General features: G+C 61.2%; 25 protein-coding genes and 1 pseudogene. 14 read left to right on the top strand and 12 right to left on the bottom strand.

Annotated elements, in window-relative coordinates; all coding sequences use genetic code 11:
• Nucleotides 1-1,799: heavy metal translocating P-type ATPase (locus YH3_RS32530; protein ID WP_082920767.1), on the top strand; the 1,799-nt coding region annotated here is incomplete at its 5' end.
• 632 nt (nt 1,800-2,431) lie between these two features.
• On the opposite strand, the gene YH3_RS32525 is transcribed toward YH3_RS32530, so the two are convergent.
• The 4 genes from YH3_RS32525 to ccsB form a co-directional block, all read right to left on the bottom strand.
• Entirely contained in the window at nt 2,432-3,085 is a 654-nt protein-coding gene (locus tag YH3_RS32525; RefSeq protein ID WP_064444875.1) for a PhoU domain-containing protein, read from the bottom strand.
• Nucleotides 3,086-3,318: 233 nt separating this feature from the next.
• A complete protein-coding gene (locus YH3_RS36985; protein ID WP_231783883.1) occupies nt 3,319-3,546 on the bottom strand; it encodes an ANTAR domain-containing protein in 228 nt (75 codons plus the stop codon).
• 1,497 nt (nt 3,547-5,043) lie between these two features.
• Nucleotides 5,044-5,262: a hypothetical protein gene (locus YH3_RS32515; protein WP_084326696.1), complete on the bottom strand. Its 219-nt coding sequence runs from the start codon at nt 5,260-5,262 to the stop codon at nt 5,044-5,046.
• A 515-nt stretch (nt 5,263-5,777) separates the two neighbouring features.
• Nucleotides 5,778-6,764 (bottom strand): c-type cytochrome biogenesis protein CcsB, encoded by a 987-nt coding sequence (gene ccsB, locus YH3_RS32505; RefSeq protein WP_064444871.1) that lies wholly within the window; start codon nt 6,762-6,764, stop codon nt 5,778-5,780.
• Nucleotides 6,765-7,465: 701 nt separating this feature from the next.
• On the opposite strand from ccsB, the pseudogene YH3_RS32495 reads away from it, so the two are divergent.
• From YH3_RS32495 to YH3_RS32485, 3 genes and pseudogenes are all read left to right on the top strand, one after another.
• Nucleotides 7,466-8,118: pseudogene (locus YH3_RS32495) on the top strand (magnesium transporter MgtE N-terminal domain-containing protein); the annotation flags it as partial.
• 55 nt (nt 8,119-8,173) lie between these two features.
• The gene (locus tag YH3_RS32490; RefSeq protein WP_064444868.1) at nt 8,174-8,578 is read left to right on the top strand and encodes a MerR family transcriptional regulator; all 405 of its coding nucleotides are present in this window, start codon (nt 8,174-8,176) and stop codon (nt 8,576-8,578) included.
• Nucleotides 8,575-8,883 (top strand): hypothetical protein, encoded by a 309-nt coding sequence (locus YH3_RS32485; RefSeq protein ID WP_064444867.1) that lies wholly within the window; start codon nt 8,575-8,577, stop codon nt 8,881-8,883. The genes YH3_RS32490 and YH3_RS32485 overlap by 4 nt, the downstream gene beginning before the upstream one ends.
• A gap of 136 nt (nt 8,884-9,019) precedes the next feature.
• Here the strand turns inward: YH3_RS32485 and YH3_RS35290 are convergent, their stop codons facing one another.
• On the bottom strand, nt 9,020-9,247 hold the full coding sequence (locus tag YH3_RS35290) for a DUF4229 domain-containing protein (protein WP_082920753.1): 228 nt from the start codon (nt 9,245-9,247) through the stop codon (nt 9,020-9,022).
• A 267-nt stretch (nt 9,248-9,514) separates the two neighbouring features.
• Here YH3_RS35290 and YH3_RS32475 point away from each other — a divergent pair, with 267 nt between their 5' ends.
• From YH3_RS32475 to YH3_RS32445, 7 genes are all read left to right on the top strand, one after another.
• A complete protein-coding gene (locus tag YH3_RS32475; RefSeq protein WP_064444865.1) occupies nt 9,515-10,156 on the top strand; it encodes a TlpA disulfide reductase family protein in 642 nt (213 codons plus the stop codon).
• On the top strand, nt 10,153-10,797 hold the full coding sequence (locus YH3_RS32470) for a TlpA disulfide reductase family protein (protein WP_082920752.1): 645 nt from the start codon (nt 10,153-10,155) through the stop codon (nt 10,795-10,797). Before YH3_RS32475 ends, YH3_RS32470 begins: the two co-directional genes overlap by 4 nt.
• Nucleotides 10,794-11,600, top strand: coding sequence for a cytochrome c biogenesis CcdA family protein (locus YH3_RS32465; protein ID WP_064444863.1), 807 nt, complete (start codon nt 10,794-10,796; stop codon nt 11,598-11,600). Before YH3_RS32470 ends, YH3_RS32465 begins: the two co-directional genes overlap by 4 nt.
• A gap of 47 nt (nt 11,601-11,647) precedes the next feature.
• Complete coding sequence (locus YH3_RS32460) at nt 11,648-13,228, top strand: cytochrome c biogenesis protein ResB (RefSeq protein ID WP_125053621.1); 1,581 nt, start codon at nt 11,648-11,650, stop codon at nt 13,226-13,228.
• 89 nt (nt 13,229-13,317) lie between these two features.
• On the top strand, nt 13,318-14,838 hold the full coding sequence (gene lnt / locus YH3_RS32455; RefSeq protein WP_370627693.1) for an apolipoprotein N-acyltransferase: 1,521 nt from the start codon (nt 13,318-13,320) through the stop codon (nt 14,836-14,838).
• Nucleotides 14,839-14,884: 46 nt separating this feature from the next.
• Nucleotides 14,885-15,685, top strand: a complete 801-nt coding sequence (locus tag YH3_RS32450; protein ID WP_011133455.1) for a DUF3105 domain-containing protein — start codon at nt 14,885-14,887, stop codon at nt 15,683-15,685.
• Between the two features lie 31 nt (nt 15,686-15,716).
• On the top strand, nt 15,717-16,421 hold the full coding sequence (locus YH3_RS32445; RefSeq protein WP_095996212.1) for a DUF305 domain-containing protein: 705 nt from the start codon (nt 15,717-15,719) through the stop codon (nt 16,419-16,421).
• 58 nt (nt 16,422-16,479) lie between these two features.
• On the opposite strand, the gene YH3_RS32440 is transcribed toward YH3_RS32445, so the two are convergent.
• Both YH3_RS32440 and YH3_RS32435 read right to left on the bottom strand, forming a co-directional pair.
• Nucleotides 16,480-17,415 carry a cytochrome c oxidase assembly protein gene (locus tag YH3_RS32440; RefSeq protein WP_030538024.1) on the bottom strand — a complete coding sequence of 312 codons (936 nt, stop codon included), beginning with the start codon at nt 17,413-17,415 and terminating at the stop codon, nt 16,480-16,482.
• 42 nt (nt 17,416-17,457) lie between these two features.
• Nucleotides 17,458-18,000 carry a copper resistance CopC family protein gene (locus YH3_RS32435; protein WP_225320455.1) on the bottom strand — a complete coding sequence of 181 codons (543 nt, stop codon included), beginning with the start codon at nt 17,998-18,000 and terminating at the stop codon, nt 17,458-17,460.
• Nucleotides 18,001-18,183: 183 nt separating this feature from the next.
• On the opposite strand from YH3_RS32435, the gene YH3_RS32430 reads away from it, so the two are divergent.
• The 3 genes from YH3_RS32430 to YH3_RS32420 all read left to right on the top strand — a co-directional run bounded on the left by YH3_RS32430 (nt 18,184) and on the right by YH3_RS32420 (nt 19,834).
• A complete protein-coding gene (locus YH3_RS32430) occupies nt 18,184-18,840 on the top strand; it encodes a thioredoxin domain-containing protein (RefSeq protein WP_030538023.1) in 657 nt (218 codons plus the stop codon).
• The gene (locus YH3_RS32425; RefSeq protein ID WP_030538022.1) at nt 18,837-19,499 is read left to right on the top strand and encodes a vitamin K epoxide reductase family protein; all 663 of its coding nucleotides are present in this window, start codon (nt 18,837-18,839) and stop codon (nt 19,497-19,499) included. Before YH3_RS32430 ends, YH3_RS32425 begins: the two co-directional genes overlap by 4 nt.
• A gap of 143 nt (nt 19,500-19,642) precedes the next feature.
• Nucleotides 19,643-19,834, top strand: coding sequence for an antitoxin (locus tag YH3_RS32420; protein WP_030538021.1), 192 nt, complete (start codon nt 19,643-19,645; stop codon nt 19,832-19,834).
• 132 nt (nt 19,835-19,966) lie between these two features.
• Here YH3_RS32420 and YH3_RS32415 read toward each other — a convergent pair whose 3' ends face one another.
• The 5 genes from YH3_RS32415 to YH3_RS32395 form a co-directional block, all read right to left on the bottom strand.
• Entirely contained in the window at nt 19,967-20,506 is a 540-nt protein-coding gene (locus YH3_RS32415) for a hypothetical protein (protein WP_011133446.1), read from the bottom strand.
• 29 nt (nt 20,507-20,535) lie between these two features.
• Nucleotides 20,536-22,293, bottom strand: coding sequence for a cytochrome c oxidase subunit I (gene ctaD, locus YH3_RS32410; RefSeq protein WP_011133445.1), 1,758 nt, complete (start codon nt 22,291-22,293; stop codon nt 20,536-20,538).
• Between the two features lie 117 nt (nt 22,294-22,410).
• Nucleotides 22,411-23,361 carry a M56 family metallopeptidase gene (locus YH3_RS32405; RefSeq protein ID WP_011133444.1) on the bottom strand — a complete coding sequence of 317 codons (951 nt, stop codon included), beginning with the start codon at nt 23,359-23,361 and terminating at the stop codon, nt 22,411-22,413.
• On the bottom strand, nt 23,362-23,721 hold the full coding sequence (locus tag YH3_RS32400) for a BlaI/MecI/CopY family transcriptional regulator (protein WP_011133443.1): 360 nt from the start codon (nt 23,719-23,721) through the stop codon (nt 23,362-23,364).
• 32 nt (nt 23,722-23,753) lie between these two features.
• The gene (locus YH3_RS32395; RefSeq protein ID WP_225320456.1) at nt 23,754-24,635 is read right to left on the bottom strand and encodes a M23 family metallopeptidase; all 882 of its coding nucleotides are present in this window, start codon (nt 24,633-24,635) and stop codon (nt 23,754-23,756) included.
• Nucleotides 24,636-24,639: the final 4 nt, after the last annotated feature.

Below are 24,639 nucleotides of genomic sequence, written 5' to 3'. Positions count from 1 at the left end.
CCGGCGGGTGGGAACCCGCACTGGCGGGCTTGCAGGCGCTTCGAGAGAAAACCCTCGACGTCGACCTGCTCATGATCGTCGCCGCGATCGGCCAGGTCCTCGACGGCGGCCTGCTGATCGTCATCTTCGCCACCTCCGGCGCACTGGAAGCATTCCTGACCCAGCGCACCGCCGACTCGGTGCGCAGCCTGCTCGACCTTGCTCCCGAACGTGCCACCGTCATCGGCCCTGACGGGCACGAAACCATGGTGGATGCAGCGTCATTGACGGCAGGTGATGTGATCGTCGTCCGACCGGGCGAGCGGATCGGCGGCGACGGCCGGATCATCTCCGGAAGCAGCGATGTCGATCAGGCCTCGATCACCGGAGAACCCCTACCAGTGGCAAAACATCGCGATGACGAGGTGTTCGCCGGGACTCTCAACGGGACCGGCACTCTGCGAATCCGGATCGATCACGCGGCATCGGAAACCGTCGTCACGCGGATCGTGGCGATGGTCGAAGAAGCGTCCGCCACCAAAGCGAAGTCTCAGCTGTTCATCGAGAAGGTCGAGCAGTACTACTCGGTCGGAGTCGTGTCCGCGACCCTCGCAGTGTTCTTCATCCCGGTCGCGCTCGGGAGCGCCCTGCAACCGTCGCTGCTGCGGGCAATGACGTTCATGATCGTCGCCTCCCCGTGCGCAGTCATGCGGGCGACAATGCCGCCGCTGCTGGCGGCGATGGCCAACGCCGGCCGCAACGGTGTGTTGGTCAAATCCGCCGTCGTGACGGAGCAGCTCGGTTCGGTCACCACCGTCGCGTTCGACAAGACCGGAACCCTCACCAACGGGTCCCCGGCACTGACCGATGTCCGGCCGATGAGCGGGGCGAACCTCACCCCCGACGAGCTGCTCACGTTCGCCGCCGCTGCCGAGCATCCGAGCGAGCACCCGCTCACTGCCGCGATCGTCGCCGCTGCCCGCCAACGCGGGCTGCAGGTACCCCCGGTCGAAGAGTTCGACTCCGCCCCCGGGCGCGGAGTGCGAGCACGCCTGAACGGTCGCCGGGAGCAGGTCGGCAGCCCCGCCCACCTGCTCCCGGCCGCATCGGGCGCGGTCGCGGACCGTGGCACAGCCCAAGCGATGTCTACGGCCGCCGAGATGGAAGCCGGCGGAAAGACCGCGATCGTGGTGATCGTCGACGCCGCACCGATCGGAGTACTCGGCCTGGCCGATCAACTCCGCGACGGTACCCGCGGCGGCGGCGACGAACTGACCGCCCTCACCGGACACATACCGGTGCTCCTGACCGGCGACAATCCCCGCGCCGCCGCTGCGCTCGCCGCACAGGTCGGGATCACAGACGTGCGAGCCGGACTTCTCCCTGAAGACAAGGTCACCGCCGTCGCCGACCTCGAACGCAGCGGTGCGAAAGTTCTACTGGTCGGCGACGGCGTCAACGACGCCCCCGCACTCGCCGCAGCGCACACCGGCGTCGCCATGGGCCGCGCCGGATCCGACCTCGCACTCGACACCGCCGACGCCGTCATCGTCCGCGACGAACTCGCCACCATCGCGCGCGTGATCGCCCTCTCACGCCGTGCCCGGCGCATCGTGATCGCCAACCTCGCGATCGCCGCCACCTTCATCACCACCCTCGTCCTGTGGGACCTGTTCGGGCACTTACCGTTACCCCTCGGCGTCGCGGGACACGAAGACTCCACCGTCATCGTCGGACTCAACGGAATGCGACTCCTTTCCCAACGCGCGTGGCGCTACGAGACAGGCAACCTCGGGTGGCGCCGGGCTCGATCCATCTAGAGAAGAGGTACATCTCCCAAGCAAAGGTCGTCCGCCTTCGATTGCCTGCGCGCTACGTAGTGGCGAAGGGAACCCGCGAGTTTTGCCGCGGGACGCCGTCAATGGACCACCGCCATGAGCAATCTACTATTGACGATAGTAGATTGTTGATCGACACTGTCCCAGACCACTCGATCCGAGCATAGGAGAACTCCATGAGCTTGGCGCCGTTCCTCGTCGTAGTTCTCGGAATTCCAGCAGGAATGGCCGCCATAATTGGACTGATGACCGCGGGCAACGAGAGAAAGAGCCGAGTTGACCGACCGATGCGACGGATGCGTGCGGAGATCAGTCGACTCAATTCAGAGAACGCAGCACAGTAGCCCGGCATGGCATCGACCATGCTCACCGCCGATACACTCGTGCTGCATCTCATCTCGCAACCACGAGCGGGACCACGGACGTGGGGTCAAGATCCTTCCTCGGGAGAGGCGACGTCGTGCAGCCAAGGTCGGGCGCGAGAATCGAACTCCCAACGCAACACCAAATCGGATCCCATCACACTGTCCACGTCTTCCGACTGACCAGACAGCCGGCTTCCACATCGGGACCGGCATGCATCATCTCCTCCTGACATCCCGTCAGCTTCCAACCTACGGAAGCAGGGCGTCCGGTCGAGCGGGGAGTCGACCGGTTTCGAGGAAGATGATGCGCCGTCCGATTTCCACAGTGTGATCGCAGAACCGTCCGAGCAAGGTGACGTCGACAGCAGCTTGCACTCCGTGCACCCATTGCTGGGCCTGGGTCACGGTGAACAGGCGCCGGCGCAGCTCGTCCATGACCGTATCGGCAGCGACAAGCTCTTGCGCGCGAGCAGAATCGACGTGCCGCAGTATCAACTGCGTTTCGGTCGCCCGGGCCACTGCTGTCCGTCCCATGTCCGCGACGACTGCCCGCGCTTCGAGCGGTACGGCCGGTGCCGGGTGGCGCAGGCGCGCGATCTTGGCGATGTGGACGGCCAGTGCGCCCATACGGTGCAGGCTCGCGGCGATGTGCAACCCGCCTACGGTAAATCGCAGGTCATGCGCCACAGGGGCCTGCAAGGCGAGAAGTGAGAACGCCTTGTGTTCCCAATCGGAGGCGGCCCCGTCGAGGTCGGTGTTCGCGTCAAGCACTCGCTCGGCGGTGCGAAGGTCAGCATCGAGCAGGGCTGACGTTGCCTCCGACATCGCCGTCACGGTGAGCCCGCACATCGACGCCAGGCCACACGAGAGGTCGTCGAGGCTGTCGGCGAAATGTGTGCGCATCTCATCACCCTAGATGTGTACCCAGCGGTTGTTTCGTCTTCAGTTCGATCCGGGGCATCGGGTCCATTGCGCCTCTTCTCGGCCTCCGTCCGGGCAATACCGCTTCTGCGCCCGCCGGTGACGGGTAGAAATGGATTGAAGCCGACAGCCGTAATGGGTGCTGTCGGCGAGGTGCCTGTGGTTAAGCAGTCAGCCGCAGGTGCTGACCACAACGCGATTCAGTCTGTCGTCGGTCACGAACCGAGCAGCAGCTGATCGAATTGCGAACGCAACCCACCGAGTAGAGCCAAGTCTGCGCGAACACGGGCGCTCAACTGCTCGGAAACCTGGCGGAGTTTGACGTTCTTCTGCTCCAAGCACCAGATGAGAATGTCGAAGGCCCGCTCCGCGGAAATTCCGTACACGATCATCAGCATCACTTTGGCCTGCTCGATCGCTCCACGGGAGCTACTGATCTTCATCGACCAACTCGCCGACCGACTCCCTGACCCATGCGGTCGAGCGTTTCGGTGACGTCTATGTAAAAGACCGGCACTACCGATTACTTCGTCGTTGTCGCCGAGGATGCTGTCGCCCACCACGATCACCGATCTCGTCACACCATTCGTGTCGATGATGCGATGTCGACTACTGAACGGCCCAAACTGGTCGCCGCCGGCACCGCCCTCTACGAGGCGTGAGGCATTATCTTCCTCGAAGACCAACTCGCGGAAGCCCGCCGCATCAACACCGAACTTCAACAGCAAGAAAGCGGACCCGGCGCATCACCCGAATACGCCCAGCACCTCCGACATCACCCCTCCTCAATACTCTCCGCTACGCCACCACACCCACCTTCGCGGACTGCATCTTCACAGGGCCGGATCTGCCCGAGCGGAAACGTCAGGAGTCGAACGCAGACAATGCTTTCGCTACAGTCGATCAATGCAGCACAATCCCGACGTGGCGTTGCACTCGGCCCACCGAACGCGAGGTCGCGCAGGCCGAAAATTCGGTGGGCCGCCTCTGACTGCGCGCCCGTCTACCCTGACACCGGGCCTCACGGCCCATCAGGTCGGACGTCTCACCCTGACCTGGTGAACCACGGTGGAACTGTGTCCCCCAACTGGCGAAAACACATACCCTCGCTCGGCCGCCGAAAACATGGGTACAGAAGAATTTCACCCCGGACAGCGCCTAGGAACCTTCGGCGATCTTGCCGCAACGCCTGGCCGGGGGCAACGCCTAGAACACACACTCGCCTACGCGACCCCATGGTGGCAGACGTGGATTGATGGTGTCGACGTGTGCTCAGCACATACCCAGGACAAACCTCACCTCACCTCACCTCGACCGCCCGCGACACGTACGGCCTAGTCGTACACGTCCGGGAGCGGGCGCCGGCATCTACCGGTCTCGTCGGTCCTCTGCCTTGTATGGTCGTCGAGACTGCCCTCCCAGCGTCAGAGCCCCATCGGTTGGGTAGAGCACATATAGTCCTGCAATGATGCACGGCCCAATCTCGCAGTTGCACCGAAAGCTCGCTCTCACTCGTCGATCTCGGCCAGAGAACCACGAACGGCACGGAGGACCTCGCGAGATCAGTCCGAAAAGCGAACTCCATTCCGCCACAGCATTTTTCGCCGTGTCGAAAAGTCAAGACGGTCGGTGCTACGCCTGCAGCGCAAGTTTTCCAATCTGTAACTTCGATTATCTGTGCGCTAGCCGCCGAAAAGCAGTCCAGTGCAAGCCGAACCTCTACGCAATACAGTCAGGAGAACCGGATGACACCACACCCGAAGAGGGAGCATCACCGTGATCCGTCAAACGCCTGAGTCCGCGGGCGTGAGTGGTTTCAGCAACCGCCTCAGTGCTCGTTGATCCCAGGTCCTTGATGAGTGTGTATTGCGCACCGATTCGACACCGTAAAATCGACCTGGGAAGCCATGCAGTGCAGTTATTTGCGTAACACGCGAATCTCAGATCTCTCCATCCCAGGCATCGTCGTGATCGCGCGCAGCGGGAGTTGGCATGCCATGTTCGAGCCCACGAGCTTTCATTTCCCCGTTCACATAGTAGAACCGCGCCTTTTGATTCGGGGTGTGGCGATCAAACCTGTCGTACAAGTATTGGTACTCCTCGACCAGGTCATCGCCCGTCATTCGGTAAACCGACAGAGGCGCCTCGTCATTCGTCATCGAATCGCCTCCTTGATACAGCGGCGCCGCAAGAGAATCTCGAAGACCATTCCCCGGCCGAGCGGACTTCGCAACGTGGATTTGCGGTTGGCCCACGGGACAATTACACACCTGTCTCCGACGAGGTCAAAGGATGATCCCAGCTTTCGATCGGCTTCGGTCATGACACCCCAGGTTCCGTACGGCTCACCAGCACCCAGGGCATCAGGGGCAGTTCTGACAAATCCGCCGAGTCGGCGAATCCCACCGGCTTCCAGCAGTAAGACCACCCTTCACCGGCACTCGAACCCCGCCTTCCGTCACGCCCTCACCCGAATAACCTATAACCAAACCCGTGACTGCATTCAAACAAGCAGCAGGAAGGCAAGACACGAAGGAATCCCCCGCCGCCTCGAACGCACCAGTCGCGCCCACGGCGTAGCCTACGAAGATCATTCTTTGGGCACTCATACGTTGTCTTCGCTTCGAACGCCACCGTGGACGTGCCCGCCGACTTCAATTCGATCACGAATCGCTCAGCTCAGACCGGCGTAGGAGTGCAATCCGGACACGACCATGTTGATGATGAACAGATTGAACAGCATCGCGACGAATCCTGCGATGTTTATCCAAGCGGCTTTGGTCTCGCGCCAACCTGCGGTCGCTCGGGCGTGGAGGTAGGCGGCGTAAATCACCCAGGCGATAAACGACATCGTCTCTTTGGGATCCCACCCCCAGAACCGACCCCAGGCTGCCTCCGCCCAGATCGCGCCGAGGATGACGCCGACACCAAAGAGGGGGAAGCCGACGATGACGGTTCTGTAGGCCAACCGGTCGAGTGTCTGGGCGTCAGGCAAACGACGAGCCATCGCACCTACAGGCCCGCGGCGCTCCGCGCCGGCGGGCTGTCGGATCCGTAGTAGGAACGCGAGGCTGGCCACGCCGGAAACCAGGAAGACGCCGCTGCCGATGCTGACGATTGTGACATGGATCGGAAGCCAGTAGGACTGCAGAGCCGGAACGACAGGCGCTGCGTCGGCGTAGAGCAGGGTTGCCGCAACGAACATCAGGATTAGGACCGGCGCCAGAAGAAAAACCCACATCGCGCGGTATGTCTGCCCACGCAGAAACACGATGCCAGTCGCCGTTGCGGCCACGGTGGCCATGGTGACAAACTCGTACATGTTGCCCAACGGGAAACGTCCGGTTGCGAAGCCACGCAACACGATCGACACAAGGTGCAGGCCCAAGCCCACGACGAGAACCGCGGCACCCATGTTGCCGAGACGCTCGGGCACTGGCTTCGGCGGAGCCGAAACGATCCGTCGGGGCACTTCCGGCGACGGCGCCGAGACTCCCCCTGCCGCTACAAGCTTCCTGCTCCCCAACTCGAACCGGTGAACGTGGTCGGTGCGTGTCGCGGCGTAGTGCCAGATCAGCAACACGAGTGCTAACAGATACACGGCGAAGGCCGACTGGAACGACAGGTCACTCAGCCTGGCAATGGTTTGGTTGATGGGCACGGTGGGTCCTCTCCTGAGCCATCCGGGTTCTCAGATCAGATGCGGCCGCACCCGTCCAGCGAGTTTCTACTACTCGTACGTCATTCGTGGTCCATTAATCCGTGCCGCAGACTTGGCAGAATCGCACAACCTACAATTCCGTCTGGGATGCGCCGGACCCGCCGTACGCGTCATTGCCCGACCTCGGCGCACTGCGGTTTCGATCAGTCGTTCGTTCAGATCAGCATGCCCGTAGAGGTCGGCGAGGGCACACATTTACTACTATGCCCGATAGTAGTCAATGTTGTGTGGCTCAACGGGGAGTCGCCCGGAAATGAGGCTGCCGTCGGATGCCGGGATCGATACCGCGTTCCGCGGCGCTGAGTGATACGCCAAACCCCTCAGAGCGCAAGGGCTCGCTGACGCAACGAACATTGCCATGCCACCGAGCGAACACGTTGACGCATTGATCTGCTGACCGACCCTCCGGGGACGCGACTTCGCGCTCACGGCAACGCTTCTAGGTGCACTGGACCACGTGCGCGATAGATGGGCGAATGTATGGATACGCTCACCAAAGGCGGGGTCGACCGTGCATCCGCATTGAGCCTCTGCTCCGACGACCTCACAACCCGAACCGCTACGCCAGAAGTCGCCGAGCTTGAGAGTCGCCCCAAATGGCTCCCAAACTGGACCTTACATGCATAGGTGCGCATGTAACAATATCGGAGCGGAAAGAGGGCGCAGACAAGCGCGAGGGTGGGGAAATCCTTGACCGCGTCCACACCGACCCCGAGCTTGAGGCGGACGTTTTCGAAGAGCTCGACCCGGGCGCAAGGCCAACAAGCTGCTCGACGACATGAGCGACGTCGAGGTGGCCGGTGTGCTTGGTCTCATGCGCGCAGACGACGCCGCCGTCGCAGTCGCAGAGTTACGACAGTCCCGCCGTCGACGAGTGCTCGATCTGATGCCGGCCGGCCAACGCACGAAGGTGATCACACTAATGGGGTTCAATTCGTCCAGCGCCGGCGGCCTGATGAGCGTCGACGTCATCTCCTGCGCCGCCACCGCCACTGCGGCGCAGGCCCTGTCGGCAACCTCAGCAGCACGGTCCATGCAGCCCGAGGCTCCGCTGAAGGTGCACGTGCTCACCAACGCCGGCCGGCTGATCGGGGTGGCGTCGGTTATCCGACTGCTGCAATCGGAGTCGGTGACCCCGATCGTCGACATCATGGACACCGACCCTGTGCGCGTGACCCCCGTGGCGGACCTAACCGAGGTGGCGGTGCTGATGGTCGACTATAATCTCGCGACGATCCCGGTCGTCGACGATGCCGACCACGTCGTCGGCGTGGTCACCGTCGACGATGTCCTGCCGCCGGGTAGAACGACTTGACTCCGTAGCCGGGTACAAGGTTCACAATGGCAACATGCGTAGCAGTGAACTGGCCACCCGCGCCGGGGTGAACGTACAGACGTTGCGGTACTACGAACGGCGCGGACTCCTGCAGCAGCCTCCACGATCCGCCTCGGGATACCGCTCATATCCGGACGAAACTGTCGAAATTGTCCGGTTCGTCAAACGCGCCCAGGAACACGGCTTCAGCCTCGACGAAATCAACGAACTTCTCCATCTCGCCGGCGGCGGACCGGACGATTGCGACACAGCTCGGCGACTGGCGCAGACGAAGATCACCGAGTTCGACGAAAAGATCCGAGATCTGCAACGCATGCGGGCCTCGCTGACCGAGTTCGCGTCCACCTGCGCGCGACCGCGAGCGGACCGGCACTGCCCCATGCTCCAGACACTGCACACCGACACAGGACGACCATGATGAATCTCGAAATTCTGCAAGTCCCGGACTGCCCTAACGTGCCGATCCTCGAACAACGAATCGAGCACGCTCTTTCAGGCATGCCGATCGAATGGGAACTGCGCCGCCTGGTCATCGAGGATTCCCAATCAGCAGCACTCACGGGTATGGCCGGGTCTCCGACGTTGCTCGTCGACGGCCACGATCCCTTTGCCGAACCGGATCAGGTGCCGAGCGTGTCCTGCAGGCTCTACCGCGACGCCGCGGGCGCTGTCGACGGCGCTCCTACTGTGTCGGCGCTGAGGAGAGCATTCGGAATGGATTGACCAACGTGGACAGTCGTTGACTGCTGCTCCGAATTCGGCTTCGGCAGCAGCGATCGCCGTGACCTAGCCCCTTCCCGCGTCACACCGGGGGATGAAGGAAGTCTTCATCTATGCCGGCGTGACAGTGGGAAACTCTTCACGCGGTGCGCGACGCGCGACGCTTCTCATCTACGACCATCACCTCGTCGTTGATCCGGCGTCGCAACGATCGGAATGCGATCGCAGAGATGGCGAATCCGAGCAGCAAGGCCCCGAACAGTGACAAAGCGCCGGGGATTTCGAGGTCGAATACGGCGTTGATTCCCATGACGATCACTGCGAGCCCAGCGATCAGGGCGAGTCGAGCTGCGGTGTAATACACCATCAATCGCACAAGCTTCGACCGTGCAATTCGTGTCAATCGTGTCGGCGACGCTTGATGTGAATCCAGTGCTGGAATTTCGGGGCGAGCCGACGAGCTGGGTCGCCCCTCCGGGGCGGATTGACGTTTCACAGTGCTCGATTCAATAGTTGGACTCGGGCCCTCTGCCGCTGCTGAGCGAGGGCCGGTGGAAGAACCAATATAGCTACTATGCACAATAGTAGTTCAGTGTTGTTCCCCAATTCGCCGCACCATACTTGGAGGAAGTGCATGCAGGCACGGTCGCGATGGCTCATGTTCTTCTTGGCCGTGATCGCCCTCCTTGTCGTGGCAATCTGGCCTCGATCCACGTCAACCGAGGCCCACACCTCGACCCGGCCGCAAGTGCCCCCGGCCGCATCACAAGGGGAAGAAGAAGCTCCCAACTCGGGGCTTTCATCGTCGTCCGCGGCAGCGGACGTTTCCTGTCCAGTGGCCCCGGCGGCACCGCCCGTGAACGGAAAACTCCTGGGAATCAAAGCGACGTGTCTTGGCGAGAGCACTGAAGTCGACCTCGGCGCAGCGCTGTCCGGGGAACCCACCTTGATCAATCTCTGGGCATCGTGGTGTGGGCCGTGTCGATCGGAAATCCCAGTCCTGAACGATTACGCAGGCAGCCCCGGCGCGATCCGTGTGGTCGGCGTCAATGTCCAGGACGACATGTCAGCAGCACTAGCACTTCTCACGGACGCCGGCGTGCGCTATCCCTCGTTCGCCGCCATCGACGACGTCGGAATTGCACTGTCGGCGCCGCCAGTTCTGCCGCTGAGCTTCCTCGTCCAACGTGACGGGTCCGTCGACCAGGTCACAGCCCCCATGGTTTTCGAAAACACGGACCAAATACGCTTCGCTGTAAGTGAGTTGATGAAATGACCGTCCCCACACCCGCGCGACAACGGATGCACCGCACCCCGCGAGCGCATGCCCATCCCCTCTCACTCGTCGTTATTCTCACCGCGATCGTCGTCGCCGCGAGTGGGTGTGCAACCGGCACCGACGCAGTCGCTTCGGGTGCCAACTTTGATTTCGTCTCACCGGGAGGGCAAACCGATATCTTGTACGACCCACCCGAGTCGCGAAACATGATCGGCGTATTGGCCGGGCCTGACCTCATGGCCGAAGGTAACGACATTTCACTGACCGATTACGCAGGTCAGGTCGTCGTGATCAATCTGTGGGGGCAATGGTGCGCCCCGTGCCGGTCCGAAGCCGACGATCTCGAGCGCGCATACGAGGCAACCAAAGACCTCGGTGTTCAGTTTCTCGGGATCAATGTTCGGGATCCTCAACGTGACAAAGCTCAGGACTTCGTCGTCGACAACAGCGTGAGCTACCCCTCGATCTACGACCCGTCGATGAGGACCTTGACAGCGCTCGGCGGAAACTACCCGACCAGCGTGATTCCCTCCACATTGGTGTTGGATCGACAGCATCGCGTCGCCGCCGTGTTCCTTCGCGCACTTCTCACCGAGGATCTACAACCTGTCATCGAGCGTGTGGCGGCCGAACGGTGAACGAACTCGCCCAAGGCATCGGGTCCAGCTTCCAGACAGCCGCCGCGAGCGGCCCGTTGCTGCTGGCCGTAGCGGCGTGTGTTCTCGCTGGTCTGGTGTCTTTCGCCTCACCATGTGTGGTGCCACTGGTTCCCGGATACCTGTCATATCTGGCCGGCATTTCCGGAGCGGACTCCCCTGCGGTTGCCCCTGCCAATGCGACCTCGAAACCCGTCGGAAGATGGCGGGTGACCGGGGCCGCAGCGATGTTCGTTGCGGGATTCACCGCAGTGTTCGTCCTCGCCACTGCCTCGGTATTCGGGGTGATCGGCACCCTTCGTATCAACGAAGCGCTGCTCCAACGCGTGGGTGGTGTGATCACCATCGTGATGGGGTTGACGTTCATCGGCTTCATTCCTGCCCTGCAGAAAGACGCACGGTTCGCCCCGCGGCGCATCTCATCCCTTGCCGGCGCTCCCTTGTTGGGGGGCGTGTTCGCGTTGGGTTGGACACCGTGTCTCGGCCCCACCCTCGCTGGGGTTATTTCGGTTGCGGCCGGAACTCAAGGCACGACAGCAGCGCGAGGGGTGATACTGATCGTCGCCTACTGTCTGGGATTGGGACTTCCGTTTATCGTGCTGGCGTTCGGGTCGGCGAAGGCGCTCCGCGGCGTCGGATGGCTCAAACGCCATTCACGGACGATTCAGATCGTCGGCGGAATAATGCTCGTCGCTGTCGGCCTGGCACTGGTCACCGGCGCGTGGGGCATGTTCATCGGCTGGTTGCGCAACGAATTCGTCAGTTCGGTCGTGTTGCCGATATGACAGATAGCGCCACCGCGGGAGCTCGCATCCGTCGCCTCCCGAGACTGATGATCCGAGAAAGCATTCGGCTACTGCGCCAGAATTGGCGCAGGTTGACATCGATGAGTACCGCGCTCGTGCTCCTGTTCCTCTTGGCGCTCGCAGCACTTCCCGGCGCTATGTTGCCTCAGCGAAATCTCAACGTACAAAAGGTGTCCCAGTACATCGCGGCCCAACCAACCCTTGGCCCGTTGTTCGACAAGCTGGAGTTGTTCGACGTCTTTTCCAGCTTCTGGTTCACTGCGATCTATGTCCTGCTGTTTCTCTCTCTCATCGGCTGTCTGGTTCCACGCTTGCAGGCGCATCTCGGCGCGCTTCGGAGCCAACCTGTGCGAGCGCCTCGAAATCTGTCCAGGTTGCCTCACCATTTTCGCGGCGTAGTAGATATCTCGCATGACGAGGCCCTCACCAGAGTGCGGCAGTCGCTCAAGGGCTGGCGGGTAGCGGTCAGGTCCGAAAAAGATTCCGAGGTAGCGGTTTCCGCGGAGAAGGGGTATCTGCGAGAAGCAGGGAATCTGGTGTTCCACTTCTCGCTGATCGGATTGCTCGTCACCGTCGCCATCGGCAAGTTGGTCGGGTATGAGGGTTCGGTGATCGTCATTGCCGACGGCGGCCCCGGTTTCTGCAACACGTCACCCGCTGTGTACGACTCGTTTCGCGCTGGAAGTGCAACTGATGGAACGGGTCTCGCACCGTTCTGCATCAAGGTGAACGATTTTTCCGCGGACTATCTCGATACCGGTCAGGCGGAAATGTTCACCTCCAACATTTCGTATCAGAGTGGGCAGGACATCGCGACGAATACGTGGAAGGACTATCGCCTTCGGGTCAACGAACCGCTGCGTACCGATGGCGCCCGCGTCTATCTGACCGGCCACGGGTACGCGCCGCAGTTCACGGTCACATTCCCCGATGGACAATCCCGTACCGAGACAATGCAGTTTCAACCGGACGACGCGGTGACGTTCCTGAGCAGTGGGGCGTTGCGGTTCGATCCACCCGGCGGTTCGTTCCCCGATCCGAACGAGCGCCGGAAGAATCAGATCGCCATCGAGGGACTCTTCGCACCGACCGCGGCCTTCAGCGGGACGCTCCTGACTTCGTCGTTTCCCGATGCGCGTGACCCTGCGGTCGCGATCGACATCTACAAGGGCGATACGGGTCTGGATACCGGCATCCCGCAATCGATCTTCTCGTTGAACAAGGAAATGATCAACCAAGGAAGGCTGGTCAAACAAGATCGTGTGAACCTTCGCCCGGGAGAGACGCGGACTCTCACCGATGGAACACAGGTTCGGTTCGACGGGGCCAAGGAATTCGCCAATCTGCAGGTGTCGTACGACCCTGCGCAACAGTGGGTTCTTGTCTTTGCGATCACGATGATGCTCGGACTATTGATCTCGCTCGTGATCAGGAGGCGGCGAGTGTGGATCCGTCTACGCCCGGGGGCGGGACCGGAGCAGGTTGATCTCGAACTCGGTGGACTGGCGAGGACCGATCATGCCGGGTGGGGCGGCGAATTCGACGATCTCTGTGAGAAATTGTTGACGGATCAGCGAAGCTCTCCCTCGATAAGAGCGGGCATGTGAAGGTTCCTTCGGCCAAACGTGCAATCGCTACCGACTGCGACACTGATACAGGCCCCAAAGATGACCGGCCCACGCGGCGCAGCGGTGGGATTGTCCTGGGTCTCGCGTTTTCGGTGGGCGCTGGATGGCTGCTGTTTCTCAGCTTTCCGCCGCGCACGCTGTGGTTTCTCGCCCCTGTCGCCATCGCCCTACTGACGGTCGTTCTCCGGGGTCGTAGTCTCCGTGCGGGTTTCGGATTCGGCTATGCCGCGGGACTGGGGTTCTTCGTTCCCTTGCTGCCGTGGGTCGGAGCGTACGTAGGTGCAACGCCTTGGTTGGCGTTGGCGGCGATTGAAGCGCTCGCGTTCGGCGTGTTCGGCGTACTGGCGGTGGCCGTCGGCCGCGCTCCGCTTTCCCCGGTGTGGATTGCGGGTGCATGGGTCACCGCCGAAGCACTTCGTAGCCGAATTCCGTTCGGCGGTTTCCCGTGGGGGCGTTTGGCCTTCGGGCAGGCGGACAGTCCGCTGCTGCCGTTGGCTTCGATCGCAGGGGCGCCAGGTCTTTCCTTCGTGACTGCACTGACCGGAACACTCATCGCCTGGTCACTGGCCGGACCCTCCCGTGTTCGATGGCAAGCATTGGCGAAGGGTGGCATTGCCGTCGTCCTCATCTTTGTGAGTGCATTGGTGACAAGTTCTCCCGGTGCCGCCCCTGACGAGGTCGTCACAGCGACCGTCGTTCAGGGCAACGTGCCGCGACTCGGCCTCGATTTCAACGCCCAACGCCGAGCGGTGCTCGACAATCATGTTGCTCGCACCGAGCAGCTCGCTGCCGATGTCGCGGCGGGTCGCGTAGCCCGGCCACGGCTTGTTATCTGGCCCGAAAATGCTTCGGATATAGATCCTTTGGTGAATCGGGATGCGGCAGAGCGACTGGACCGAGCAGCCCGTTCGATCGGGGCACCGATCCTGGTCGGTACGGTTCTCGTAGGTGAGGCGGGCACCTCGATCAACAGTGTCATGGTGTGGGATCCCACGGATGGCCCTGGCCAGCAACACATCAAACGACAACTCGTGCCGTTCGGGGAGTATCTGCCGCTCCGATCGATCGTTCGTGCAGTGTCGTCGTACGCCGATTCTGCGGGCAATTTCGTTGCCGGGAACGGGAACGGTGTCGTCGACCTCAACGGAGTTCAGGTAGCTGTTGCCACGTGTTACGAGGTGGCCTTCGACGATCTGGTGACCGAGTCGGTCCAGGCGGGAGCCACCGTCATCGCGGTTCCCACCAACAATGCGACCTTCGGCCGGACGGAGATGACCTTTCAGCAGTTGGCCATGTCGCGGGTGCGGGCAGTCGAGCACGGTCGCACTGTGTTGATCGCCGCGACCAGCGGTGTCAGTGCGATCATCACGCCGACGGGAGAGGTACGCCAACAGAGTGAGATCTTCACAGCACAGGCATTGACCGACGAGATCGCCCTGCGTTCCGATCTCACACCGGCAACACGTCTGGGCGCGGTTCCCGAGATCGCCCTGGCGGTGATCGTCCTTTCTCTCGCTGCCGCATCTCTTCGGGGGCGCGTACCGCTTCTGTCTCGGCAGAAGAACGAAACCATGAATTACTATGATTGATAGTAATTCAGTGTCGGTGCCAGCGCGCAAGGGAACGAGTCCACCAATGTCGAAGAACCGCAAGAAGAACACACCCCGCCCCCGCGGCGGTGGGGTGCCCGGTGGCCGAAGTTTTCCGTGGTCGATATCGATCGCAGTCCTGATTATCGCCGGCCTGGTCTCGGTCATCGCCTACAACATGGTGCCCAAGGCCATCGAGAGAACCGAAGCGCAAAAATACGCTCCGAGCGCGGACAACCCGGACCCGTCGAAGTCGATCGAGGGGGTGACCGAAATCGAATATGCTGCCGCCAATCATATCCAAGCGCCTCAGCGTGTGGCATACGATCAAACTCCGCCTTTGGGCGGAGCGCATGATCAGTACTGGGCAACGTGCACAGGCATCGTCTACCCGGAGCCGATTCGCACAGAGAATGCGGTGCATTCACTCGAGCACGGCGCGGTTTGGGTGTCCTACGATCCTGACTCCTTGAACTCGTCCGACGTCGATGCCCTTGCCTCCCAAGTAGATGGTGAACCGTATTCTCTGATGTCACCGTTCCCCGGCATCGATTCACCTGTTTCGATTCAATCGTGGGGGCACCAACTCAAAGTCGACAGCGTCGACGACCCCCGTATCGCAAAGTTCGTCACCTCCCTCAAACAGAACCCGAACACCCATCCGGAGGTCGGGGCCAGCTGTGCAACCGTCCCCGGCGGATTCGACCCGAAGGCTCCTTCCCCCTTCGACGCATCTCCGCCAGGCCCTGATGCGATTCCCGCAGCATCGGAGCAGTCAGCAACTGGTCTCCCCGGGGCAACGGCCACACCGACGCCCGCGATCACGGGAGAACGCCGCAATGGTTGAACACGCTCCGGTACCCATTGAGACCGAGTCGATGTCCGATTCATCGGGCAATCGCCGTGACACGAGGCCCACAGCGTTGGTTCTCGGTGTTGTCATCGCCCTGTTGGTCGGAATCGTCATCGGACTGTGGGCAAAGGGACGAATCGAAAACACCTCGCAGAGCGCCCCAGCCGTCGGCGCAGTAGAGGTCGGCTTCGCGCAGGACATGTCCGTTCACCACGGGCAAGCGGTCGAGATGTCATCCCTCGCACTGATGAACACAGCCGACCCTGCCATCCGTACGCTCGCCTACGACGTCGTCACTACTCAGCAAAGTCAGATAGGAATGATGCAGGGGTGGTTGTCCCTCTGGGATCGACCAGCCCGGGGCACGGGCGAATACATGGAGTGGATGCCCTCGACTACCTCGGCGATGAATCACTCGATGCCCGGCATGAGCACCGGACAAAATGATTCCGGCACAAATTCGTCAGCTGTGATGCCCGGCATGGCTTCTCCTGCCGAACTCGCGGAACTACGCGCGCTGACAGGGCCGGCATTCGAAATTCGCTATCTGCAATTGCTGTTGCGCCACCATCAAGGGGGAATTCCGATGGCCCAATACGCCGCCGACAATGCCGATCTCCCCGTCGTGACAAATCTTGCGCGACAGATCGCCGCCACACAGCAAGCCGAATCGACCGCATTGCGAGAACTGCTCGCAATGCGAGGCGCCCAACCGATTCCGATGAACTGACACTCTTCTCACCCGCCGTCGCATCTGCTGAACCGGGGGTTACCGAATTCTGCGAAATTCATCGACGTGGGAGGGTTTTGAGGAACTCGTTGTATGCCTCGAGATCGACGTCACCGTCCCTGGCGGCCTTTTTGTCGACGGCGGCGTTGGTGTGGGTCTCGTCGCGATTCCACCTCATCGCGAAAACCACCATGATGATCAACGCGACCGGTTCTCCGTACGACCATGCCAAAGCCCCCGCCATTTGTTGATCGGCCATCAGATCGACGTTCCAGGACGCCGGCGGATTGGTGAAGGTACTCAGAAGCGGCGAGGTTGCCATCATCAGGATCACGCCGATGAAAACATGGAGAGGCATTTCGACGAACAGGTCGAAACATCGCCCCAGGTTGCTTTGCTTGACGGGCAACGGCCCCGATGAGAGCACCGGAACGATGAACAACACTCCAGTGGCCAGGAAGAAGACCTCCAGGCCCGTGTGACCGACCCAGGACGACGCCACCAGGTCGAACACCGGAGAGAGGTAAATGCCGTAGTAGCTGAACAGGAACAGCGGAATCGTGACGCCGGGGTGTAGCAGAATCTTCGCCGTCCGGCTTCTGAGTGCCGTCAATGCAAGCTTGAGGATCGGAATTCCCCAACCTGCATGAGGCGTGGAGCGCAGCAGAAGCAGACCTGGACTGCCGAGAACCAGCAGTGGTGGAATCGCCATCGACAAGGTCAAATGCTGGAACATCCAGATACTGAAGAGTTCGTACCCGTAGCCCTCGACGGCGAGCCCCGTGACCAGGATCAGCAATATACAGCCGAAGAGGAAGCTCGCCGTCCTCGTCCACGGCCACACCCGACCGGAAGCCGTCACCCGGTAGACACCCCAGCAGTACCACGCTGCCAGTAGGACTCCGATCAGTGGTAGGACCGGGAGCGGCTGCGGCGCCCACCCCACCATTGCTCCGAACGAAGGCACGGCCTCGGGTAAACGTATCCAGTCCATCACCTACGTTGTCCCTCCCCGCTCGTACTGTGTTGTAAAATCTCAGCGCTTCGAGCGCTTGTCTCCGCGGAGAACGATGACCATCCCGATCACGAACAGGATTGCCACTGCGCCACCGAGAATCGGCAACAACAGTGGGGATCCGTCGTCGGAGTCGGCATCGGCGGTCGCCGCCGACGGCGCAACAGTTGCCGGAGGTGTTGCACCTCCGGGAAGCGGCGCCGCATTGTTCGTCGCCGCGTTCAAGGTGAAGGAGTACGACCCCGTGATCGGGTGTCCGTCCTCAGAGATCACCCGGTAACCAACGGTGTAAGTGCCAGACGACATCTGACCGGTCGTCACGAGAGAAACGCGCTCTCCCTGCACCGACGGCTCCCCGGCTCCGACCTGCGTCCCGTCGGCCGCACTGACGGTCACGTTCGCGAAACTCGTCTGAATCTCCTGATTGAAAACCAATTCCACCGAACTCGGCGCAGTGTCGAGAACTGCGTCGGCGGATGGAGTCGATCCGACCAGTGCACTGTGTGCTTGCGCGGTGCCTGCGCTTATGAGCGCACACCCCGCAGCCACCAGCAGCACAACCATTGCACGCCTCAAAATCTGTTCCTCCTACTCGGCTCACACCATCGAGGTGCGGAGTCCGGCGATCGATGCACACCGCACTTCGCTGAGACAATACCTCCGACTACTATGTTGCATAGTATTCAGGGCTGTGTGGTGGCCGGGAGGTTGCACGCATCGACGAACTCCGATCAGGTAGGCGGATCCATGAAGTTGACCACCAACGCGAAATTCTCGATAGCCCTGGTAGCTGTCTTCGCTGTCGTCCTCGGCGCACTGTTGCTCGGCAACCGCAGCGCGACGGAGACCACCAACGCCGGGGCTTCGGGCGCGTCGGTTCTTCGCGACGACACACACCTGCTGTCCACTGCGCCGGACAACGACGTCGTTCTGGTCGAATTCCTCGACTTCGAGTGCGAGGCATGCCTGGCCATGTATCCGACGATGGAGCGGATACGTGCTGAGTACGCTGACCGCATCACGTTCGGTGTACGGTACTTTCCCATTCCCAGTCACACGAACAGTGGACTCGCGGCGCGAGTGGTCGAAGCGTCGTCCCGGCAAGGGAAGTTCGTCGAGATGTACCAGCGGATGTATGACACGCAGACCCAGTGGGGCGAGTCGTCCGAGTCCCAAGAAGCAGTATTTCGTTCATTCGCACAGGATCTGGGACTCGACATGGCAGCCTTCGACGCGGATGTGAACGACCCGGCGGTCGCCGAACGTGTCGAACAGGATTTCAACGAAGGAATCGACCTGGGAGTGCAGGGCACGCCCACACTGTTCCTCAACGGCGTCCAGTTGCCGTCGATGCCGACGTACGACGATCTCACCGCTCGCATCGACGCAGCACTGTCCCAATGACATCGACGGGTTCACACGGCACCCAGATTGATGCCGGAGCGTCTTCATCTGTCGGCGCGCATCCGAAAGTGTGCTCTGCCTCTGTGACCGGATGGATTCTCGTTACTACTGGCGCTCTCGGGTTGGCGGCGTCTCTGATTCTGACCATTGAGAAGATTCAGCTTCTCGTGGATCCCTCATACCGCCCGTCCTGCAGCATCAACCCCGTCCTCAGCTGTGGATCGGTGATGAGTTCTCCCCAGGCGTCGATCTTCGGTTTCCCGAACTCGATCCTCGGCATAGTCGGGTTCACCGTCTTGCTGACCACGGGAATCGTGACCCTCGTCGCAACAAACGCACTGCCTCAATGGTATTGGCGCTGTATCGTCATCGGATTGTTCGCCGGCGCGGTGCTGGTTCACTGGCTGATATTCCAAAGCCTGTACAGAATCCAGGCACTGTGTCCGTACTGCATGCTCGTGTGGGTGGTGACAATGACAGCCCTGTGGTACGCCACTTTGCACCTGTGCACCCGTAGCCGCTCAGCCTCCTCTCGAACCGTGACGAGAATCGTGACCGTCGGCACCAAGAATCACACGCTCGTGCCTACTATTTGGGTCTTGTCCGTCGCGAGCATGATTCTCAACGCATTCTGGACCTACTGGTCGACGCTGGTCTGAGAGTCTCACGAGAATCCGCCGACGCCGTCGACCTCGGTAGTTGCGCGAGCAGTCACCCCTTAACGCAACTACTATGGATCTTAGTTTTTAGATCCGCAATCTTCTCGACCATCGGCGATTGAGGCCAGACCAAGGAGACGACCATGAAACTCATGGGTGCAGCGAAAGCGTTAGTCGACAAAGGCAAGGAGGCTGCCTCGAAGAACGCAGACAAGATCGAAAATGCAATCGACAAAACTGCCGCTTCTGCCGAAGCCAGGACGGGCGGAAAACTGACCAGCCAGATTCAGAAGGCTGCGCTTGCAGCAAAGAGAGCAATTCCTCCGAAGAAGTAGCTGCTCTCTTTGCCGTGCCGCACTGATTGCTCGTTGGTCGCCGCGCCGTACGACTGAGAATCGGCGTCGAGATCGCGAACAATCTCACTTCGGTGTGCCCCCCTCGTGACAGCACACCGAAGCGAGGAGCGCTCAGGGTTCGATCTGCGGAGGAATGACGATACTCGCGTCAAAATCTTTGTGCCACAGCCGCGCAAGGAGAGCGTAATAGGATTCGGTCACCCTCGATCGGGTCGAGAGCGCCGCTTCCGACGACTCGATTGTCGCCGGAACGAGAAGGAGGGCACGATTCGCCAACGCCGCCGCGGAACTCCCGATATCCATCACCGCGCCACTGATACTGGCTGAGGCATTCAGCACGGGGTCTGGAAGGACAGTGGCGGAACGCGTGAAGATCCGCTCTGCGTCAACCGAACCCGCTACGGCCTGGAGATGATTCTCGATTGCCGCGATTGCTTCGCTGACTCGACGGGTGTGAACCCGAAGTTTGCGAGGGTGCCGGATGTGGCGACGAGATACCGGCGGCAACGCTCGCAACCGGGCACCAGCATGGTTCGCCACACCGCCGTCGAGAGCGGCCGGCAGTACGTCTCGAATCAACCAGTCCGCGAGTGCGGCAGCAGCAGCATCGGTTGCCGGGACGATGACCACCGGCATTGTTCGTGTTGACATTGACTTTCCCATCGGTCTTCGTCGCCGAACTACTTCTTCTCGTCACCATCGGACGTGGAAGCGGTAAGTACCTGCTCCGATTCCGATGAACTCGTCTCCGGCCGATGACCGGCCCCGACGTGCGCTTCTGCCCGCATCCGAGCAACCATGTGCGGGTAATGCAATTCGAAAGCAGGGCGTTCGCTGCGGATGCGCGGCAACTCGGTGAAGTTGTGGCGCGGCGGTGGGCAGGTCGTTGCCCATTCCAGCGAGTTTCCGTATCCCCACGGATCGTCGACAGTGACAACTTCGCCGAATCGGTAGCTTTTGAAGACGTTCCAGATGAACGGGAGGGTGGATGCTCCGAGAATGAAGGACCCGATGGTCGAGACTGTATTGAGTGTGGTGAACCCGTCCGCGGGCAGGTAATCGGCGTAACGACGCGGCATACCTTCGGCACCGAGCCAGTGCTGGACGAGGAACGTCATGTGAAAGCCGACGAACGTGGTCCAGAAGTGCCACTTGCCGAGGCGCTCGTCCATCATGCGACCGGTCATCTTCGGGAACCAGAAGTAGATACCGGCGTACGTGGCGAACACGACCGTACCGAAGACCACGTAGTGGAAGTGGGCGACCACGAAGTAAGTATCCGTGACCTGAAAATCCAACGGAGGGCTGGCCAAAAGTACACCGGACAGACCACCGAAGAGGAAGGTGATCAAGAATCCGAGAGAGAACAGCATCGGTGACTCGAACGTCAAGTGTCCCTTCCACATCGTGCCGATCCAGTTGAAGATCTTCACACCTGTCGGCACGGCGATCAGGAACGTCATGAACGAGAAGTACGGCAGGAGAACAGCGCCGGTTGCGTACATGTGGTGAGCCCACACTGCGATCGACAGCGCCGCGATACCCAGCGTTGCGTACACCAGGCCGCTGTAGCCGAAGATCGGTTTGCGGCTGAAGACCGGGAAGATTTCCGAGACGATGCCGAAGAACGGCAGCGCGATGATGTACACCTCGGGGTGGCCGAAGAACCAGAACAGGTGCTGCCACAGCAGGACTCCGCCATTCGCGGGGTCGAATATGTTGCCTCCGAGGCGACGGTCGTAAAGCAGTGCGAAGAGTGCGGCGGTCAACAGCGGGAAGGCCAACAGAATCAAGACGGAGGTGATGAAGATGTTCCACGTGAAGATCGGCATGCGGAACATCGTCATGCCGGGAGCGCGTAAGCAGACAATGGTGGTGATCATGTTGACCGCGCCGAGAATCGTGCCGAGACCGGAGACGAGAAGTCCTACAATCCAGAGATCCGCACCGACTCCGGGTGAGCTGACCGCCGAACTCAGAGGTGTGTAGGCCGTCCAGCCGAAATCTGCGGCACCGCCGGGGGTGACGAACCCGCCTGTAGCGATGAGGGCGCCGAAAAGGTAGAGCCAGTAGCTGAAAGCGTTCAGTCGCGGGAAGGCGACGTCCGGCGCACCGATCTGTAGGGGGAGAACGAAATTGGCGAATCCGAACACCACCGGCGTCGCGTACAGCAGGAGCATGATCGTGCCGTGCATGGTGAAGAGTTGGTTGTACTGCTCGTTCGACAGGAATTGCATGCCCGGAATCGCCAGTTCACTACGCATGATCAACGCCATGAGTCCGCCGATGAGGAAGAACGCGAACGAAGTCACCAAATACATCAGGCCGAGTGTCTTGTGATCGGTCGTCGTCACAAGGTTCCGCAGCACCGATCCCTTCGGCGCTCTACGCGCGGGGTACGGCCGGGCGGGGATAGGGGGTGATGCAATTGCGGTCATAGTCAGCCCGCTTCCTGTCGAGACGCAAATAGAGTGTGCGCCAGAAGCATAACCCAAATACTACGTTGCATAGTTTTTGGGTTGGGGTGGCGCCTCGGCCACCCTTTCCGACTGCCGTCAGGTCACGAGGGCATGAGCGGACGCCGAAAAAACGACCATGGTGGTCAACGCGGCGATGACGGGAACGATCATCGGGAGCACCGCTGCAGAGATACAGACCAGTTTGGTGCCGCGAATCCGGGAATCCGCTTGCAGCCTGACCAAGCGCACCGAGATCTCGTCGTCACCGAGTCCGAGGGTCCACACCGGCTGAGGTAGCGGCGACGTCGCCACCACGCGCAACGCCGACCTGACGGCATCGGGGCTGGTGGCCTGTGCGGCCCGATCGTCGGCAGCTAGCTCGACCAGCCGCCGCACCGCAACAGGAGCCGCTTTGAACAGCGGGATCAACGGCAGCGCCTTCGCGAAGACTTCGCACACACTGATGATTCGGTGATGGTGACCTCGCAAGTGTGCCCGCTCGTGTGCGATCACCGCTTCACGCTCGGATGCGGTCAAGCAATCGGAAAGACCTTTGGTCGCTACGACGAACCCTGGCCGTCCCGCGACACTGTAGGCCATCGGCATCGGATGATCAAGCCAGAGAACATCATCCGATGCCGGATCTGCGCGGGCGATGATCGATACGACATCACGGTGGTAGTCGCGGACCTTCGCTCGGCCCTTATGTTGCCGATGAGCCAAGAACAAGCTGCGAGCGGCGATGAGCGCGGTAACCGCAACTCCGCCGACAGCGAGCGCTTCCCCGATCCAGGGGGCCATCGCGTGTTGGAAGGCAGTGAAGCATCGCACAAGGGCCTCGGAGAGTCCTTCGGCCGGCGCATGGCTCGGCCACAGAAGGATCGCTACTGCCGATACGGCAAAGAACCCCAGACCTGCGATGCTGCCGATCCATGCCGCGAGAATCGCTGCAGGAGCCAGAGTGGTCGATTCGAAACGCCGCAAAACCTTGGGCATGAACGCTCCGATGAGCACCGCCCCGAGAAAGAGGACTGCAGCGAGAGTCATCTACCGAACCTTGCCGTGATCCAGTGCTCGCCGCAGTGCCTCGTATTCGTCATCGGAGACGTTTTGCGCGAAGTGCAGAAGCGCTGAAACAGAGTCATTGCTGTTGTCGAGTAATTCGCGCATGGCCAGCGAGGCAGCTTCATCGCGGCTACGCGATGGCGAATAGATGTACGCGCGGCTTCGTTTTTCCCTCTGCACCCAACCTTTTTCGTGAAGGTGCGTCACGACGGTCAAGATCGTGGTGTATGCCTTCGGGGCGCCGCCCTCGAAGCGGTCGACCAGATCCCGCACAGACTGCGGCTCGTCTGCATCCCACAGGAGATCCATCACTTCGGATTCGAGCCCGCCGAGCCTCTTCATCTTCCTTCCCCCTTCGAAAATCGTCGATTGCGTCAGTCACTGATGGCCGGAGGCTGGATCTGTACCCCGCGCGCGTCCAACCATGCCATGGGATCGACCTTCTGGCCGTCTGCCTGCCACACCTCGTAATGCAGATGTGGCCCTGTTGATTGTCCTCTGTTTCCTACCGTCGCAATCAATTCTCCGGCACGCACCTTTTGACCCGCGGTTACCAGAGTCTCGTTGATGTGTCCGAAGACCCCGATTGTCCCGTCATCCTGCAGGATACGGACCCACAGTCCGAAACCCGACGCAGGTCCGGACTCGAGTACCGTACCGTCGGTCACGGACACGATAGGCGTACCAATCTCATTGGCAATGTCCAACCCGTAGTGAGTCGACCCCCACCGCGGTCCGTAGTTCGAGGTCAATGTTCCGCTCACTGGAGCCATCGTCAGCGGCTGGCGCGCAGCCTCCTCTCTCGAAGCGCGCTCGGCGTCGCGTTCGGTGCCTCGAGCCAGCTGTTCGGCCAACTTCCCCAGGTCGGCCACTTTGGGGACCTGAAGAATTTCCGGAGCCGAAGCCAGTGCCTGCTCGACGAGAGGTGCCAGCGGTTGCTGGTCGAGCTCGACAGGAGCACTGACGCTCCCTGCCGAGGCATGTGAAGCGGATGTTCCGGCGGCGAGCAAAGCGCCGGTGGCAACAGAGAGAACCAAGGCCCGCCCACCAGGACGACTGCGGGACTGTCGGCGATGAGCGCCGCCTCGTCGCGAGTGAACGCTTCCAACGCCGGATTCAACGTCGACTGCTGACGTGGTGGAGATCCGGATCGAGTCGCCCTCCAGGTTGTGACCACTGTGGAGAGTGCCGAAAAGGTAACTTTCCCGAAGCGTGCAGTCGAGATCGTCGGTGTCGGGCTTGCGGTGTCGGGCCAAGATC

Source organism: Rhodococcus sp. YH3-3 (genome assembly GCF_001653035.1).
In the GTDB taxonomy this organism is placed as follows: Bacteria; Actinomycetota; Actinomycetes; order Mycobacteriales; family Mycobacteriaceae; genus Rhodococcus_F; species Rhodococcus_F qingshengii.
This window is presented reverse-complemented; position numbering and strand designations above follow the sequence as displayed.

Bases quoted from the DNA above. Each gene is read 5' to 3' on its own strand.
- YH3_RS32525 (WP_064444875.1), bottom strand. From the start codon at position 3,085: ATGCGCACACATTTCGCCGACAGCCTCGACGACCTCTCGTGTGGCCTG.
- YH3_RS36985 (WP_231783883.1), bottom strand. From the start codon at position 3,546: ATGAAGATCAGTAGCTCCCGTGGAGCGATCGAGCAGGCCAAAGTGATG.
- YH3_RS32515 (WP_084326696.1), bottom strand. From the start codon at position 5,262: ATGACGAATGACGAGGCGCCTCTGTCGGTTTACCGAATGACGGGCGAT.
- YH3_RS32490 (WP_064444868.1), top strand. From the start codon at position 8,174: ATGCGTAGCAGTGAACTGGCCACCCGCGCCGGGGTGAACGTACAGACG.
- YH3_RS32485 (WP_064444867.1), top strand. From the start codon at position 8,575: ATGATGAATCTCGAAATTCTGCAAGTCCCGGACTGCCCTAACGTGCCG.
- YH3_RS35290 (WP_082920753.1), bottom strand. From the start codon at position 9,247: ATGGTGTATTACACCGCAGCTCGACTCGCCCTGATCGCTGGGCTCGCA.
- YH3_RS32475 (WP_064444865.1), top strand. From the start codon at position 9,515: ATGCAGGCACGGTCGCGATGGCTCATGTTCTTCTTGGCCGTGATCGCC.
- YH3_RS32470 (WP_082920752.1), top strand. From the start codon at position 10,153: ATGACCGTCCCCACACCCGCGCGACAACGGATGCACCGCACCCCGCGA.
- YH3_RS32460 (WP_125053621.1), top strand. From the start codon at position 11,648: ATGATCCGAGAAAGCATTCGGCTACTGCGCCAGAATTGGCGCAGGTTG.
- YH3_RS32450 (WP_011133455.1), top strand. From the start codon at position 14,885: ATGTCGAAGAACCGCAAGAAGAACACACCCCGCCCCCGCGGCGGTGGG.
- YH3_RS32445 (WP_095996212.1), top strand. From the start codon at position 15,717: ATGTCCGATTCATCGGGCAATCGCCGTGACACGAGGCCCACAGCGTTG.
- YH3_RS32440 (WP_030538024.1), bottom strand. From the start codon at position 17,415: ATGGACTGGATACGTTTACCCGAGGCCGTGCCTTCGTTCGGAGCAATG.
- YH3_RS32435 (WP_225320455.1), bottom strand. From the start codon at position 18,000: ATGGTTGTGCTGCTGGTGGCTGCGGGGTGTGCGCTCATAAGCGCAGGC.
- YH3_RS32430 (WP_030538023.1), top strand. From the start codon at position 18,184: ATGAAGTTGACCACCAACGCGAAATTCTCGATAGCCCTGGTAGCTGTC.
- YH3_RS32425 (WP_030538022.1), top strand. From the start codon at position 18,837: ATGACATCGACGGGTTCACACGGCACCCAGATTGATGCCGGAGCGTCT.
- YH3_RS32420 (WP_030538021.1), top strand. From the start codon at position 19,643: ATGAAACTCATGGGTGCAGCGAAAGCGTTAGTCGACAAAGGCAAGGAG.
- YH3_RS32415 (WP_011133446.1), bottom strand. From the start codon at position 20,506: ATGTCAACACGAACAATGCCGGTGGTCATCGTCCCGGCAACCGATGCT.
- ctaD (WP_011133445.1), bottom strand. From the start codon at position 22,293: ATGACCGCAATTGCATCACCCCCTATCCCCGCCCGGCCGTACCCCGCG.
- YH3_RS32405 (WP_011133444.1), bottom strand. From the start codon at position 23,361: ATGACTCTCGCTGCAGTCCTCTTTCTCGGGGCGGTGCTCATCGGAGCG.
- YH3_RS32400 (WP_011133443.1), bottom strand. From the start codon at position 23,721: ATGAAGAGGCTCGGCGGGCTCGAATCCGAAGTGATGGATCTCCTGTGG.